The sequence below is a fragment of the Citricoccus muralis genome (assembly GCF_029637705.1).
GTDB lineage: Bacteria > Actinomycetota > Actinomycetes > Actinomycetales > Micrococcaceae > CmP2.
Map to the genome: position 1 here is coordinate 395,905 of NZ_CP121252.1, position 14,096 is coordinate 410,000.

Here is a 14,096-nt window from a genome sequence, read left to right on the forward strand (position 1 = left end):
ACAAGTTTCCCGGCACTCTGGGTACCCCAAAGTCACGGCTTACTCCAGGGGGTGATGAGAAACTCGAAGCGGAGGACGCGCGCCAAATCTACGCGCGGGACGAAACGTGGCCAGCGTGGTGCAGTGGCACCGCGGCCAGTGTCTGCTGTAGATCATCCACGAGATCCTCGACTGCTTCGATCCCGACCGATAACCGCACCAGGTCACGATCCGGTGCTTGCGCGGTGCCCGCGGTGGACCCGTGGGTCATGGTGGCCGGGTGACTGATCAGCGATTCCACCCCGCCCAGAGACACCGAGAGTCCGAATAGTGCGGTGGATTCGGCGACGGTGCGGGCTGCCTGTTCGCCCCCGCGTACGCGGAAGGTGATCATGCCGCCGTAGCCCCGCATCTGCTGCGCGGCGATGCTGTGACCAGGGTGCTGTTCCAACCCCGGATAGTAGACCTCGGCCACCTGCGGCTGTTCCGTGAGCCAGCCGGCGACCACTGCGGCGTTGTCGCTGTGCTGGCGCATCCGTACGGCGAGGGTTTTCAGCCCACGGGAGGTGAGGAAGCAGTCCTGGGGTCCGGCCACCGCGCCACCGGCAAACTGCTGGAATCGAATCAGCTCGGTGAGCGGCTGGTCCTCCCAGAAGGCGGTGGAAGTGATGACGGCCCCACCCAGCACATCCGAATGCCCGCCGATGTACTTGGTGGTGGAATGCACCACGGCGTCGGCACCGAGATCGAGCGGAGTCTGCAGGGCGGGCGAGGCGAAGGTGTTGTCGACGACCACCAGGGCGCCGTGGGCGTGCGAAATTTCTGACCAAGCTCTGATGTCGATAATGCTCAGCAGCGGGTTGGTCGGGGTCTCGAGCCACACGACGCGGGCCCGGTGGGAGTCCAGAGCCTGCTCGAGAGCGGCGGTGTCCTGCGGTGAGACGAACACGGTGTTCACACCCCAGCGCGCGTAGATCTGGGTGAGTAACCGGTGGGTGCCGCCGTAGCTTTCGGCGGCCGCGATGACCGTGTCCCCGGGGCGCAGTGTGGCGCGCAGCAACGCGTCCTCAGCGGCCATGCCGGAGGCGAAGGCGAAGCCGGCGTCGCCGTGTTCGAGCGCGGCGAGCTGTTGCTCGAGCGCGGTGCGGGTGGGGTTGGCGCCGCGTGAATACTCGTAGCCGGCCTTCAGCGTTTCCACCCCGTGCTGGGTGAAGGTGGATGTCTGATAGATGGGCGGAATGACGGCGCCGGTGAGTGGGTCCGGTTCTTGGCCGGCATGGATAGCGGCGGTGGCGAAATGTGGGAACGGCTTTGGACACATGGGGTTACCTCGCGGTGGTTGCGGTCGGAATGGCGGGGGCCTCGGCAAGGGCGGCGGCGAAGCCGCGTTCCAGATCGGCCCAGAGATCATCCGGGTCTTCGCGGCCCACGGCCAGGCGCACGGTGGAGGGCGTGATCTCTCCGTGCTCCAGTAATTCGGGACAGAGGCGACAGTGGGTCATGGAGATCGGGTGGGAGACCATGGTGCGGGCATCGCCAATATTGGCGGCCAGGATGATCAGCTCGAGCGCGTCGATGAACCGCTCCACGGTGGCCTCATCGCCCTCGAGTTCGAAGGAGAGCACCGCTCCGGTGCCGCGCGGGTAATCACGGCGAGCCACGGCGGCATCACGAGAACCCGGCACGCTGGGGTGACGGACCCGAGACACCAGCGGGTGCTGGTTCAGCCGCCGGGCGATGTCTTCGGCGGTGACGCAGTGGCGCTGCATGCGCACGTCCAGGGTCTGGATGCCGTCCAGCACCTGCTGGGCGTTCCAGGGCGCCAGCGTTGGTCCGAGATCGTGCAGGTACTTGGCGCGCGCCAAGTGCAGCACCGCGCCGTCGGCCCCGAACCGATCGGTGAGGGACTCGTAGCCGAAGCGGGCGGTGGGCTCGGTGAACTGCGGCCAGCGCTCGGGGCGGCGCAGCGGCGAGAAATTGCCGGTGTTGATGACGACTCCGGCGAGCGCGGAGCCATTTCCGGTGAGGTACTTGGTGGCTGAGTGCACCACAAAGTCCGCACCCAAGGCGCCCGGGCGCACCAGGTAGGGGGTGGCCAGGGTGGAATCGACGACGAGCGGAACGTCGTGCTCGCGGCCGATCCGGGCCAGGGCGGGCAGATCCGCGAGGTCAGCGTGCGGATTGCCGATGGCCTCCACTAACAGCGCCCGGGTATCGGCGGTGATGGCGTGCTCCCAGGCCGTCGGGGAGTGCGGGTCCACCCAGGTGACGGTGAGACCGGCATCAGCCAGCGTGTCATTGAGCAGGTCTGCGGTGCCTCCATAGATGCGCTCGGAAGCGACGATGTGCCCACCGTGGCCGGCTAGCGTCAGCAACAAGACCGTCAGCGCAGCCTGCCCAGAAGCGGTGGCCACCGCGCCGGTGCCGCCCTCAAGTTCTGCCATGCGCCGTTCGAGCAGGGCCACGGTCGGGCTGCCGGTGCGGGCGTAGGTGAACGCCGGGACCCGCTGGGCGAAAGCCTCTCGGGCATCGGCGAGCCGCGAGAAGGAGTACGCCGCCGAGAGGTGCACCGGGGGTGCGACCGGGGCGGCGTGGAACACTGCGGCCGGGTTGCCGCCGTGAATCTGTGTGGTGGCGGTGGAGTCAGACTGCGGACACATGGTGGGCCTCCGAAGGGGTAGTCGGGGTAGTCGAGGTCGTTCCCCAAGGCTTGAGTGGGCGCGACGGGAAGAGCCGACGCAGTTCGGGTGCGACGTCGTTCTGGAACAGCTCGAGCATGGTGCGGTGCTGTCCGGGTGTGAGCCCCTCGCCGTCGGCGGACAGGTGCATCACGTCGTGGCCAAAGGCCTCGTGGTAGCGGTGTACCTTCTCGATCACCTGGCTTGGAGAACCCACCAGTGCCGAGCTGTTCTCGAGGAAATCGGTGTAGTCGCGCCAGGGGGAGGGCAGCCCGGCGGCGCGGGCAGCTGCCGAACGGGCGTCGAACACCGGACGGAACAGGTTCAGTGCGGCTTGGCTGGTGGGCTGCACCAGGAACCCGGCGGTGCCGGCGCCCACCAGGGCATCGGCGGGGTTGCGTCCGGCCTCGGCCCAGGACCGGCGGTAGTAGTCGATGAGTTCGCGGTAGGGCTCGATCCCATAGGTGACGTTCGCAGAGAACAGCGGCTCGCCGTACTCCACGGCCAGATCCACAGAGGCGCGGCTGGTAGCGGAACCGTGCCAGACACGCAGCTGCGGCTGGTAGGGCAACGGCCACACTTCGGCGTCGTCGAGGGGAGGGCGGAAGCGCCCGGACCAGGTCACGTTCTGCTGGCCGGTCGGTTCACTGGCGCGTTGCCACAGGGTGCGGAACAGCTCGTAGGATTCACGGTTGCGCTCCCACTGGTCTTCCTCGGTGATGCTGAACAGCTCGCGCTGGGCGGTGCCGTTGCCCTTGCCGATCATCAGCTCCAACCGTCCGGACGAAAGCTGATCCAAGGTGGCGTAGTCCTCGTAGGCGCGCACCGGATCGAGCAGGCTCAGCGTAGTGACCCCGGTGAACAGCCGGATCCGGGAGGTCCGCGCCGCCAGATGACTGAGCACCACCGGCGGAGCGGAGGAGATGAAGGGGCGCTCGTGGCGCTCGCCGACGGCGAACCCGTCGTAGCCGAGCTCCTCGGCGGCCACCCCGGTCTCGATCACCCGGCGCAGCCGATCGTGCCTGGGCTCGACGGTGCCGGTGACCGGGTCGGGCAGGTGGGTGATGAGGGTGAGCAGCAGGATTCTCATGGGGTGACTCCTTCTGTCACGGCGCCGGCGGCAGTGCCGGCGATGGAACCCAGCAGCTCTCGGGTGTAGTCGTGCTCCGGGGCGGTGAAGATGCGCCGGGTGGGTGCCAACTCCACGATCTGCCCGGAGCGCATCACCGCCACCCGGTGGGCGAGCTGACGTACGACGGCGAGATCGTGGGTGATGAACAGGTAGGTCAGCCCCTCATCGCGCTGTAGCTCGGAGAGCAGTTCGAGCACCTGGGCTTGAACGGAGACGTCGAGGGCGGAGACCGGTTCGTCGCACACCACCAGGTCTGGGTTCAGCGCCAGGGCGCGGGCAATCGCCACTCGCTGGCGCTGGCCGCCGGAGAGCTCGGCCGGGGAGCGCTGCGCATAGTCAGCAGGCAGGGCCACGCGTTCGAGGAGCCGGGCAGCGGTGGCCCGGCGCTCGGCGCGAGTGCCCACTCGGAACGCGTCCAACGGTTCGGTGATGAGCTGTTCGAGGGTGAAGCGCGGATCCAGGGAGGCGTAGGGGTTCTGATAGATCAGCTGGGCCCGACGCCGCAGCTGCCGCCACTGTTCCCGCCCCAGGGAGCCGACGTCGACACCGTCGAACTCGACGCGCCCGGAGCTGGGACTCTCCAAACCGAGCACCAGCTTCGCCGTCGTCGACTTTCCGGAGCCCGATTCTCCCACCAGGGCGAGGGTTTCGCCGCGGCGGATCTCGAAGCTCACCCGGTCCACGGCGGTCAGCTCGGTGTTCTTGCCGGTGGTGCCGGGCATCCGGAAGGTCCGGGTCAGGTCGGTGGCGCGCAGCAGCACCGGGGACTCCGGACTCACCGGCTCGCGGTAGTCCTCGTTCCAGGTCAGCCCAGGGGCGGCGGCCACCAGGCGGCGGGTGTAGGCGTCGGTGGGGTTCTCCAACACCTCGGCGGGGGTGCCGGTCTCGACCACGCGTCCCTGGTTCATCACCACGATCCGGTCGGCGCGCTCGGCGGCCACCCCGAGGTCGTGCGTGACCAGCAGCACCGAGATGCCCTGGGCTCGGGTGAGCTCCTCGAGGTGATCGAGAATGCGTTTCTGCACGGTGGCGTCAAGGGCGGAGGTGGGTTCGTCGGCGATGATCAGGTCGGGGTCGCCGGCCAGGGCGATGGCGATCAACACCCGTTGGCGCATGCCCCCGGAGAGTTCGTGCGGGTACTGGCGCAGCCGCAGTGGTGGACGGTCGATGCCGGCCTGCTCCAGCAGTTCGGCCGCACGGGCGCGAGCCGAGGCGCGCGGGAGCCGACGGTGGGCGGTGACGGCCTCGGCAACCTGGTCGCCGATGGTGCGGACGGGGTTGAGCGACACCGTGGGGTCCTGCGGCACCAGGCCGATCCGGGTTCCGCGCAGAGCACGGAACCGACGCTCGGAGAGCCCGTGCAGGTCGAGATCGCCGAAGGAGATCGCTCCGGAGACGATCCGTCCGTTGGCGGGCAGTAGCCCGATGAGCGCGTGCGCCAGCGTGGATTTCCCGGAACCGGACTCGCCCACCACCGCGGTGATCTCGCCCCGCTGGATCTGCAAGTCCACCCCACGCAGGGCGGGGACCGGGCCGCGGGGTGTGTCGTAGTCGGCGTGCAACTGGCGGACGACGACCAGCCGCTCGGTCGCGGTAGATCCTGCGGCAGAGCCAGAAGCGCGGGTGGTTGCTAGAGCAGTCATGATCAGGTCCTCTCAGGTCTTCTCAGGTCCGTACCGTGGACGGAAGGGCGCGGGCGATGCTGTTGATGGCGAGCACGGTGGCGGCGATGACGAGCCCGGGCAGCAGGGTCAGCCAGCTCGCCGCGGCCAGGTAGTTCCGCCCCTCCGACACCAGCGAGCCCCATTCCGGGGCCGGGCGCGGTGCGCCGTAGCCGAGGAAGCTCAGGGCGGAGACGGAGAGGATGGCGGTGCCGAATTCCAGCACGGCCAGAGCGATGATCGGCCCCGTCGAGTTCGGCAGCACGTGCCGGACCAGGGTGACGTACCAGCGTGAGCCCAGCGACCGGGCGCCGTCGACGTACACGGACTGGCAGACCCGCAGACTCTGGGACCGGGCGATGCGGGCGAACGTCGCGACCGAGCCCAGCGCCACCGCGATGGCCACGTTCGTGGACCCGAACCCCAGCGCGGAGACCAGGGCCAGGGAAAGCAGCAGCGAGGGGATGGCCAGCAGCACGTCCACCACTCGCATAATGGTCTGATCCACCCAGCCACCGAGGAATCCGGCGGTCACCCCGAACAGTCCGCCGGAGACCAACGCGATGACGACGGCGATCAGCGCGGTGCGCAGCGACAGTGCAGTGCCGTGCACCACCCGGGTGTAGAGGTCACGGCCCAGGTGATCGGTGCCGAACCAGTGCGCAGCGCTCGGCGCCTGCAGCGCGCTGGCGGTGTCGCCGGTGTACGGGTCGCCGGGTGCGAGGACTCCGGGGGCGAAGGCTGCCAACACGACCAGGCCGAGGAACAGCACGCTCAGCACCAGCCCGGGCCTGCGCAGCAACCCAGAGAGCCGGCTGCCGCGGCCGAGTCCGGCGCGGCCGCGCGGACCGGTCGAGCCGGGTTCAGTCACCGGTGCAGCCGGCACCGAGGCCGCCGGCGCCAGCGCGGTCGGCGCACTGATCGGCGGCGTGCCCGGGGGTGTCACGGTGGAAGTCATGATGTCCTCGTTTTCGTCAGTTCGTCTCGTTCGGTCAGGCAGCGCTCAGGCGTACGAGTGGCCGACGCGCACCCGCGGATCGACCAGGGGCAGCAGCAGGTCCACCGCCAGGTTCGCGGCGATGAACACGACGGCGCCGAGCACCACCACCCCCTGGATGACCGGCAGATCCTGCAGCGTCACCGCCTGCACGGTGAGCTGGCCCACCCCGGGGCGGGCGAACACGGTCTCCACGATCACGGACCCGGCCAAGAGGTTCCCCGCGATCAGTCCGACCATCGTCAGCGCCGGCAGCAGAGCGTTGCGCAGCACGTGCCCGGTGTGCACCGCGCCCCGGGTGATGCCCTTGGCCCGGGCGGTCACCACGTACGGTTCTCCGGAAGCCTCCAGTAGGGAGCGGGCCAGCACCTGGGCGATCATCGCTCCGATCGGCAGCGCCAGGGTGAGTGCGGGCAGCACCAGGGCGTCGATTCCGTCGTCGCCCATCGCGGGGAAGAGCCCGAGCTGGAAGCTGAACAGCTGGATCAGCAACAGCCCCACCCAGAAGGTGGGCAGCGACACCGAGACCGGGGGCAGGCTCAGCAGCAGATCGCGCAGCCGGGCGGAGCGGGTGTAGCTGGCGGCGACAGCCAGCCCGCCGCCCAGGAGCAGTGCCAGCACCAGGGCGGCCGAGGCCAGCTGGGCGGTGGGGGCCAGCACCTGTCCGATCGCCGTCGTCACGTCTTGACCGGTCTGCACCGAGACGCCGAAGTCCCCGCGCACCGCCGCCAGCAGGTGGGTGGCGTACTGCACCGGCAACGGGTCGTTGAACCCGTACTGCTCGCGCAGCGCCTCCAGCCGCTCTGCCGAGGCGGTGCCGCCGTCCATGCCGCCCGCGGCCATGGCGGAGACCGGGTCGCCCGGGATCAGGTACAGGATCACGAAGGTCACCGTGTACGCCGCCCAGGCCACGGCCAGCGCCAGCAGCACGCGGATGCCGATGTAGCGGGTCATGATCAGTCCTCGATCCAGGTGTTGCTCAGGTGGATCCGGGAACCGGAATCGAAGTGGACGCCGTGGACGTTTTCCCCGGCGGCCAGCACGGTGGTGAGGTCGTAGACCGGCACCAGCCGGTAGTTCTCCACGATGGTGCGTTGGGCGTCGGCGACGATCTCGTTGCGCGCCTCCTCGTCGCCCTCAGACGCTTGGGCGTCGAGCAGCTCGTCGAGCTCGGAAGCCTCGAGGCGCGACTGGTTCTTCAGATCCGTGTGGTACTCGGAGCGCAGGATGTCGGGGTCGGCGCGAGTGATGTTGCTGAGATTCGCGTCGTAGTCGCCCTCGTTGAGCTTGTTCTGCCAGTCGGCGACCTGGCCCTCCTGAAGGGTGACCTCGATGCCGTGGCCGGCCAGCTGCTGCTGGATCAGCTCAACGGTGGCGGAATTGGAAGCGGCCACGTTGAACCAGAGGATCTCGAAGCTCAGTCGCTTCCCGTCGCGCTCCCAGTACCCCTCGGAGTCCTGCTCGAATCCGGCCTCGGCGAGCAGGGATTCCACCGTTTCGTCGTCGCCCTCGAGCGCCTCGCTGAGGTCGGTGTAGCCGGGTGTGGTGGAGGAAAGGACGCTGGTGGCGGTCGGGGTGCCTTCGACCTGGGTGACGTCGACGATTTCCTCACGGTCGATGCCGCGGGTGATGGCTTCGCGCACCAGCGGGTCGGAGAGGAACTCGTGGTCGTGGTTGAGCCGCAGTCCCATGGCGATGCCGGGGTTGGTGCGGTCCAGCAGTTGGGCGCCCACACCGGTCAGTTGGGCGGCGTCCTGCGGGGCGATGTTGCCGATCAGGTCGACCTGGCCCGACTGCAGCGATCCTGCGCGCACCCCGGATTCGGGGACGATGCTGAACTCGATGCCGTCCACATAGGGTGCCCCGGTGTTCTCCCACACCGAGGAGCCCCAGTCGTAGTCCTCGCGGGCGGTGAACGTGCTGCCCTCATTCGGAGAGTAGTTCTCCAACACGAACGGCCCGGAACCGATCACCCCGGTGCAGCGCTCGTCATCGCTGGCCGCCGCGGAATCAGGGTGCAGGATGCCCAAGGTGTGGGTGGAGGTGGCCTGCAGGAACTGGGCGGAGGGTTCGTCGAAGGTCACGGTGAAGGTGCGATCGTCGATGATCTCCGTGCCGCTGTACCCTTCCAGATACGACGTAATCAGTGAGGCCCTAGCCCCCAGCTCGATGCCGCGGTCAAGATTCGCGGCCACCGCCTCGGCATCCACCGGGTCGCCGTTGGAGAAGGTGGCCCCCTCCTGCAGGGTGAAGGTGAACTCGGTGGCATCCTCGTTGATCTCCCAGCCCTCGGCCAGCCAGGGCACGATCTCCCCGGTCTCCGGATCCTGGTCGGTCAGCGAATCCACCAGCTGGCGGGTCGAGTAGATGGAGTCGTTGTTGCCCACCTGCTGCGGGTCGATACAGCCCGCGTCGGAGCCGACCGCGATCCGCAGGGTGCCGCCGTGGACGGGCTCCCCGGCCTCGGCCGCGTCGGTGTTGGCTGATCCGGCGCCGGCGGAACCGCTGCAGCCTGCGAGGACGAGCGCGGCGCCGGTCAGCAGGGCGAGCGGGGCGACGCGGGAGCGCCGGAGGGAGCGGGGTGGAATGGGGGTGTTCATGCGGTGCTCTCTTTCAGCGTGATGGGGGTGGGCAGACCCAGCAGGTCGCGCAGGGTGGCGCGCTCCGGATAGTCGGTGCGCAGGGCGCCGCGCTCCTGGAGCAGCGGCACCACCCGGTCTACGAAGGGGTCCAGCCCGGAGGGGGTGAGATGGGGGACGAGGATGAATCCGTCGGAGACGCCGGTGGCCACCGCGTCGATGATCTGGTGGGCCACGGTTTGCGGGGAGCCGATAAAGCTCTGACGGGCCTGGGAGGCGATCGCCGTCTCGCGCAGGCTGTAGCCGTGCTCCTCGGCCAGCCGACGCAGCTTCGCGACGGCTTCATGCGGGTCGTCCACGTGGCGGGCCCGGCCCTGGATGATGGTCGTTTCCCCGGTCTCGGGCTCAATCTCGGGCAGGGGGCCGTCGGGGTCGTACCCGGAGAGGTCTCGGTTCCACACCTGTTCCAGCAGCCGCAGCGCGGTCTGGCCGCTGACCTGCTGGTGGCGGATGTGGTCGGCCAGCTCCACCGCTTCGGCATCGGTGTCGGCGACGACGAAGGTGGCGCCCGGCAGCACCTTCACGTGCTCCGGGGTGCGCCCGGCCGCGGCCACCCTCGACTTCAGGTCAGCGTAGAAAGCGCGCCCGGCCTCAGGGGTCCCGTGCCGGGTGAACACGGCGTCGGCGTTGCGGGCAGCGAAGTCGCGTCCCGCGGCGGAATCGCCAGCCTGGAAGATCACCGGGTGGCCCTGCGGCGGGCGCGGGAACGTCACCTGACCAGAAATCTCGAACTGGGTGGAGGACACCTGGAACGGTGCGGGCTCGGTGCCCGCTGTCTCACCCGCCGGTGCCTCCCACGAGTCCCACTGGGCGCGGGCGGCGTCGAGGAACTCTTCGGCCCGCACATAGCGCTGATCGCGGGGCAGGTAGCCGCCGCGGCGGAAGTTCTCGCCGGTAAAGGCATCCGAGCTGGTCACCACGTTCCAGGCGGCCCGTCCGGCGGAGAGATGATCCAGGGTAGCGAACTGGCGGGCGACCTCCGTCGGCTCGTTGAAGGTCGCGTTGATCGTCCCGGCCAACCCCAGATGCTGGGTCACCGCGGCCAGTCCGGCCAGCACCGGCAGGGTGTCGGGACGTCCTACGACGTCGAGGTCGTGGATGTGTCCGCCCTGTTCGCGCAGCCGCAGCCCCTCGGCGAGGAACAGGAAGTCGAACTTCCCGCGCTCGGCGGCCTGGGCGAAGCGGGCGAAGGAATCGAAGTGGATGTGGCTCCCCGAGGCCGGGTCGCTCCACACGGTGGTGTGGTTGACGCCGGGGAAGTGCGCGCCGAGGATCACCTGAGGAATATCGGTCATGAGAGGACTCCTGTCGTGGTGGGGGCGGAAGCAGTGTCGACGGCGGACTGCGCGTACCGGTTCTCGGCTGGGCCCAGTCCGAAGACGTCGCGCAGCGTGGCGGGCTCATCCTCAGTGAAGAGCCCGAGTTGGCGCAGGGCCGGAACCAGGTCATCGCGTACCGCCGCCAGATCGGTGTCGTGGACGGCCGGCAGCAGCCGGGCCCCGGCGAATCCGAGATCCCGCAACTCCTGCAGCCGCTCCGCGGTGCGCTCCACCGAGGTCAGCACCTCGCCGAAGCCCCAGTCTTCAACGGTGCCCGCCGTGGAACTGGTCGTGCTACTGCCCAGCCGCACAGGCACATCCGCGTACACCACCAGCGGTGTGCGCGGGGAGCCGCCGGCCGTCTCAGTGCGGCGCACCCACTGAATGATCGCCTCGGCCTCCCGCAGATCCCTCGGGGCCGCGAACAGCACGTCCGCGCCGTCCAGTGCCGCGCCGATGTGCTCCGGGGTGTGCCCGGCATAGGCCACCACCGGCTGACCCTGCGGCGGACGCGGGGTGATCGAGGGTCCCTTCACCGAGAACCGGGGCGACTCGTAGTCGATGTAGTGCAGTTTCTCCCGGTCGATGAACCGGCCCGTGGAGGCATCGCGGATCTCGGCGTCGTCCTCCCAGCTGTCCCAGAGTCGGCGCACCACATCCACCGCCTCCTGCGCCTCGGCGTAGAGGGTCGACGGCGCCAGATCGGTGCGGTCCCGGCCGAACAGCTGAGCTTCCTCGGCGGTGGGCGAGACCTCCACCAGCCAGCCGGCCCGACCGGTGCCGATGTAGTCCAGGGTGGCGAGCGCCTTCGACACGTGAAACGGCTCGGTGTGGGTGGTGGTCACGGTCGGGATGATGCCGATGCGCTCGGTGCCCGCGGCCAGCCAGGAGCCCAGCAGCGCAGCGTCGAGGCGGGGCGCACCCTCGAAGCGGAACGCGTCGTGCAGGGTGGCGAACGCCAACCCGGCCTCCTCCGCGGTACGCAGCTGCCGCAGCCAGCCCGACGGGTCGACCGTGGAGGCCGGTGCCGTGTCGGACCAGCCGGTGTCTTTGAGGGCCACGCCTAAGCGGAAGCTCGCCGAGGTGGACGGTTGCGTCGTGGTCATGGGAACTCTCCTACAGGCTCGCCGTGGTGGGGGTCAGTGCGGTCGTCGACCAGGACTCCGCCAGCAGCTCGAAGCTGCGGATGCGGGCATCCGGGTCATGGGTGATGGTGCTGATCAGCAGCTCGTCGGCTCCGGTGGCATCGCGCAGCACCCCCAGCCGCTGGGCCACCTGCTCCGGGTCGCCGACGAATCGGGTGGCCTCCCGGTCCGCCACCAGCGCCGCGTCGGCACCGGTGAGCGGTGCGGCCAGCTCGTCGTCGGGCGCCGGGTACGGGATCGCGCCGGAGCCGGTGCGGATCGAATGCACCCAGGCTCCGTAGCCGCGGGCCAGCCGCTCGGCTTCTGCCTCGGTCTCCGCCGCCAGCACCTCCGCCGAGACCAGCACGTGCGGCGCCGACAGCACCCCCGGCCGGAAGCGCGTCCGGTAGTGCTCAATCGCCTCGAGCACCTGCGTGGGTGCCACATGGTAGTTCGCAGCGAAGGGCAGGCCGCGCTCGGCGGCGATCTGCGCCGATTCCCCGGGCGAGCTGCCCAGAATCCACAACTGAGGGGCCTCCACCGAGGCATGCACCGCATTCAGCTCCACGCCATCGACCCGGGCGCGACGCGCGAAGAAGTCCTGCAACTGGTCCACGAACTCGGAGTACGTCGGTAGCGTCTCGGGCGGCGGGTTCAGCAACGCACGCTGAGCAGCAAACCGAGGGGAGGAGAACAGTCCGCTCAGATCCGGAGCCGCCGGCAGCCGCAGACCCTCCTCGGTCCAACGATCCTCGCGCGCCGCCGGCGCAGACTCACCAGCTCCCGGCGCGGAGCGCAGTCCCGCCCGGCCTAGTCCCAGATCGATCCTTCCGGGCGCGGCGGCTTCCAACACCGCGAACTCCTCGGCGATCGACAGCGCGCTGCGATGCCCGGCCAGCACCGCGCCCGAGCCCAAGCGCAGCGTCGAGGTGACCGTCGATGCCAGCGCGATGAACAGTGCGGGAGAGGTCCCGACGATGCCCGGATTCAGGTGATGCTCGCCGTACCAGAGCCGGTGGTATCCGGCGCGCTCGGCACGTCGCGCCAGTTCCAGGCTGTGGTGCACCGCATCGGCCGCGGTGGCACCGGCGGGAACCGGGGTCAGATCGAAAACGCTCAACGGGGTGGTCATGCACCCCACTGTGAAGGACTTCTCCGCTGGGATCATCTCGCCGATTCACGGATGGCAACACGCGCCGCTTCGTGGCATTCGCGGCCCCGATCCGGCGTGCTGAGGCTGCCCTCACCTGAGCTTCAGTCCGGCATGATTCCGTCGAACTGTGGTGATTTTCCACGACGACGCCGCCGTGAGCCCGCTCATAAGTCCCTCGATGACGACCGTTCGTGACGGCGTGGCGGCCTCATCGGTGCCGAAGCCGCTCAGATGACGTCACCGCGGGGTCACCCCGGCTGCGGTGCGCACGACCGGGACGGTTCCGCCCAGAGGTCCGTGACGCTGGTGACCTCCCGCTGGGCGGCGATGGTCAGCGCGATGTGGGCGCAGGTCACCGCATCAGCTTCCGCCTCGTGATGGTGGAATGAGGGCAGCCCCAGAGCCCGTGCCACGGTGTCGAGTCGATGATTTGCCGCGGGGACGTGGCGCCGGGCCAGGACCACCGTGTCATACCAGTCGGCGTCGCGTGCGGGGACGCCCATCGCCTCACTGGCCTTGCGGTACACCGTGCGGTCGAAGGCGACGTTGTGCGCGACCAGCGGCAGCGCGCGGGTCACCCGGTGGAGGTGATCCAGCGAGTCGTACCAGGAGAACCCTTCGCGGCGGACGGTCTCGGCGGTGATGCCGTGCAGGGCCGAGAAACTCGGTTCGAAGGAGTCGGGCCCGGTGGGAGGGACCACGTACCAGCTGTCGGTGGCCACGATCTGGCCCCGGGACACCCGTGCCAGACCCACCTGGCAGACCGAGGACGGGTCGGGATTGGCTGTCTCAAAGTCGACGGCGACGAAATCCAGACCGGCTGAGGGAGAGAGGAAGGAGGAAGCCATGGCGAATCCGTTCGAGAGAACATCGGGGACGCGGTGAGTGTAGGCCGAGGGGTAGGACAAGATAACCAACGTCGCCGTGGCAGTCACACTATTCGGGCGGACGTCACACACGACCCCCACGGTGGGAAGATCAACAGGCAGTGTCGTCCTTCGCACCGACCACGTGAAGCTCTTCTTCCCGCACCCGGGAACCGGGGACCTGGTCTTTCCCACCATCACGGAGAAAGGGCGGACCATCCCAGAAGGCTCTGGGGATCCGTTGTACTGGGACTACACCGTGCGGGCTTACGACGCTGAAGCACACGAGCTAACCATCGACTTCGTGGTGCATGATCACGGGGTGGCCGGGGTCTGGGCCCGCGACGCTCAGCCCGGTGCCGAACTGGGCGTGCTCGGCCCCCGCACTGAAGCCGATCCGCCGCTATCTGTGCCGTGAAATTGGACTGCCTAAGGATCAGGTTGATGTCGACGGTTACTGGAAGAAGGGCACCGCGAACCTCGACCACCTTTCCAACGAGCTGGCCTAAGACGACGAGTGATTCAACTCAGGGCGATGCAATACCTGC

The 14,096-nt window shown here is 68.9% G+C and carries 13 protein-coding genes; 2 read left to right on the forward strand and 11 right to left on the reverse strand.

All coding sequences use genetic code 11. From position 1 onward, the window contains the following. Positions 1–88: 88 nt before the first annotated feature. The 11 genes from P8192_RS01790 to P8192_RS01840 form a co-directional block, all read right to left on the reverse strand. Positions 89–1,300 carry a cystathionine gamma-synthase gene (locus P8192_RS01790; protein ID WP_278158007.1) on the reverse strand — a complete coding sequence of 404 codons (1,212 nt, stop codon included), beginning with the start codon at positions 1,298–1,300 and terminating at the stop codon, positions 89–91. Positions 1,301–1,304: 4 nt separating this feature from the next. Then, positions 1,305–2,639, reverse strand: a complete 1,335-nt coding sequence (locus P8192_RS01795) for an O-acetylhomoserine aminocarboxypropyltransferase/cysteine synthase family protein (protein ID WP_278158008.1) — start codon at positions 2,637–2,639, stop codon at positions 1,305–1,307. Continuing rightward, positions 2,623–3,747 carry an LLM class flavin-dependent oxidoreductase gene (locus tag P8192_RS01800; RefSeq protein WP_278158010.1) on the reverse strand — a complete coding sequence of 375 codons (1,125 nt, stop codon included), beginning with the start codon at positions 3,745–3,747 and terminating at the stop codon, positions 2,623–2,625. The genes P8192_RS01795 and P8192_RS01800 overlap by 17 nt, the downstream gene beginning before the upstream one ends. Continuing rightward, entirely contained in the window at positions 3,744–5,432 is a 1,689-nt protein-coding gene (locus P8192_RS01805; RefSeq protein WP_278158012.1) for a dipeptide ABC transporter ATP-binding protein, read from the reverse strand. The genes P8192_RS01800 and P8192_RS01805 overlap by 4 nt, the downstream gene beginning before the upstream one ends. A 22-nt stretch (positions 5,433–5,454) precedes the next feature. Beyond that, positions 5,455–6,408: an ABC transporter permease gene (locus tag P8192_RS01810; protein WP_278158013.1), complete on the reverse strand. Its 954-nt coding sequence runs from the start codon at positions 6,406–6,408 to the stop codon at positions 5,455–5,457. Between the two features lie 45 nt (positions 6,409–6,453). Then, positions 6,454–7,401 carry an ABC transporter permease gene (locus P8192_RS01815; protein WP_278158014.1) on the reverse strand — a complete coding sequence of 316 codons (948 nt, stop codon included), beginning with the start codon at positions 7,399–7,401 and terminating at the stop codon, positions 6,454–6,456. Positions 7,402–7,403: 2 nt separating this feature from the next. Then, positions 7,404–9,047 carry an ABC transporter substrate-binding protein gene (locus P8192_RS01820; RefSeq protein WP_278158015.1) on the reverse strand — a complete coding sequence of 548 codons (1,644 nt, stop codon included), beginning with the start codon at positions 9,045–9,047 and terminating at the stop codon, positions 7,404–7,406. After that, positions 9,044–10,381 carry an NtaA/DmoA family FMN-dependent monooxygenase gene (locus tag P8192_RS01825; protein ID WP_278158016.1) on the reverse strand — a complete coding sequence of 446 codons (1,338 nt, stop codon included), beginning with the start codon at positions 10,379–10,381 and terminating at the stop codon, positions 9,044–9,046. Before P8192_RS01825 ends, P8192_RS01820 begins: the two co-directional genes overlap by 4 nt. After that, entirely contained in the window at positions 10,378–11,511 is a 1,134-nt protein-coding gene (locus P8192_RS01830; RefSeq protein ID WP_278158017.1) for an LLM class flavin-dependent oxidoreductase, read from the reverse strand. Before P8192_RS01830 ends, P8192_RS01825 begins: the two co-directional genes overlap by 4 nt. Positions 11,512–11,521: 10 nt before the next feature. After that, positions 11,522–12,661, reverse strand: a complete 1,140-nt coding sequence (locus P8192_RS01835) for an LLM class flavin-dependent oxidoreductase (RefSeq protein ID WP_278158018.1) — start codon at positions 12,659–12,661, stop codon at positions 11,522–11,524. A 269-nt stretch (positions 12,662–12,930) separates the two neighbouring features. Then, entirely contained in the window at positions 12,931–13,530 is a 600-nt protein-coding gene (locus P8192_RS01840) for an exonuclease domain-containing protein (RefSeq protein WP_278158020.1), read from the reverse strand. Positions 13,531–13,651: 121 nt separating this feature from the next. Between P8192_RS01840 and P8192_RS01845 the strand changes: the two genes are divergently transcribed. Continuing rightward, positions 13,652–13,966 (forward strand): siderophore-interacting protein, encoded by a 315-nt coding sequence (locus P8192_RS01845; RefSeq protein WP_278158021.1) that lies wholly within the window; start codon positions 13,652–13,654, stop codon positions 13,964–13,966. Next, positions 13,905–14,057: an SIP domain-containing protein gene (locus P8192_RS14480; RefSeq protein ID WP_431521128.1), complete on the forward strand. Its 153-nt coding sequence runs from the start codon at positions 13,905–13,907 to the stop codon at positions 14,055–14,057. Before P8192_RS01845 ends, P8192_RS14480 begins: the two co-directional genes overlap by 62 nt. The last annotated feature ends 39 nt before the right edge of the window (positions 14,058–14,096 follow it).

Bases quoted from the DNA above. Each gene is read 5' to 3' on its own strand.
- P8192_RS01840 (WP_278158020.1), bottom strand. From the start codon at position 13,530: ATGGCTTCCTCCTTCCTCTCTCCCTCAGCCGGTCTGGATTTCGTCGCC.
- P8192_RS01825 (WP_278158016.1), bottom strand. From the start codon at position 10,381: ATGACCGATATTCCTCAGGTGATCCTCGGCGCGCACTTCCCCGGCGTC.
- P8192_RS01820 (WP_278158015.1), bottom strand. From the start codon at position 9,047: ATGAACACCCCCATTCCACCCCGCTCCCTCCGGCGCTCCCGCGTCGCC.
- P8192_RS01815 (WP_278158014.1), bottom strand. From the start codon at position 7,401: ATGACCCGCTACATCGGCATCCGCGTGCTGCTGGCGCTGGCCGTGGCC.
- P8192_RS01805 (WP_278158012.1), bottom strand. From the start codon at position 5,432: ATGACTGCTCTAGCAACCACCCGCGCTTCTGGCTCTGCCGCAGGATCT.
- P8192_RS01790 (WP_278158007.1), bottom strand. From the start codon at position 1,300: ATGTGTCCAAAGCCGTTCCCACATTTCGCCACCGCCGCTATCCATGCC.
- P8192_RS01835 (WP_278158018.1), bottom strand. From the start codon at position 12,661: ATGACCACCCCGTTGAGCGTTTTCGATCTGACCCCGGTTCCCGCCGGT.
- P8192_RS01800 (WP_278158010.1), bottom strand. From the start codon at position 3,747: ATGAGAATCCTGCTGCTCACCCTCATCACCCACCTGCCCGACCCGGTC.
- P8192_RS01795 (WP_278158008.1), bottom strand. From the start codon at position 2,639: ATGTGTCCGCAGTCTGACTCCACCGCCACCACACAGATTCACGGCGGC.
- P8192_RS01830 (WP_278158017.1), bottom strand. From the start codon at position 11,511: ATGACCACGACGCAACCGTCCACCTCGGCGAGCTTCCGCTTAGGCGTG.
- P8192_RS01810 (WP_278158013.1), bottom strand. From the start codon at position 6,408: ATGACTTCCACCGTGACACCCCCGGGCACGCCGCCGATCAGTGCGCCG.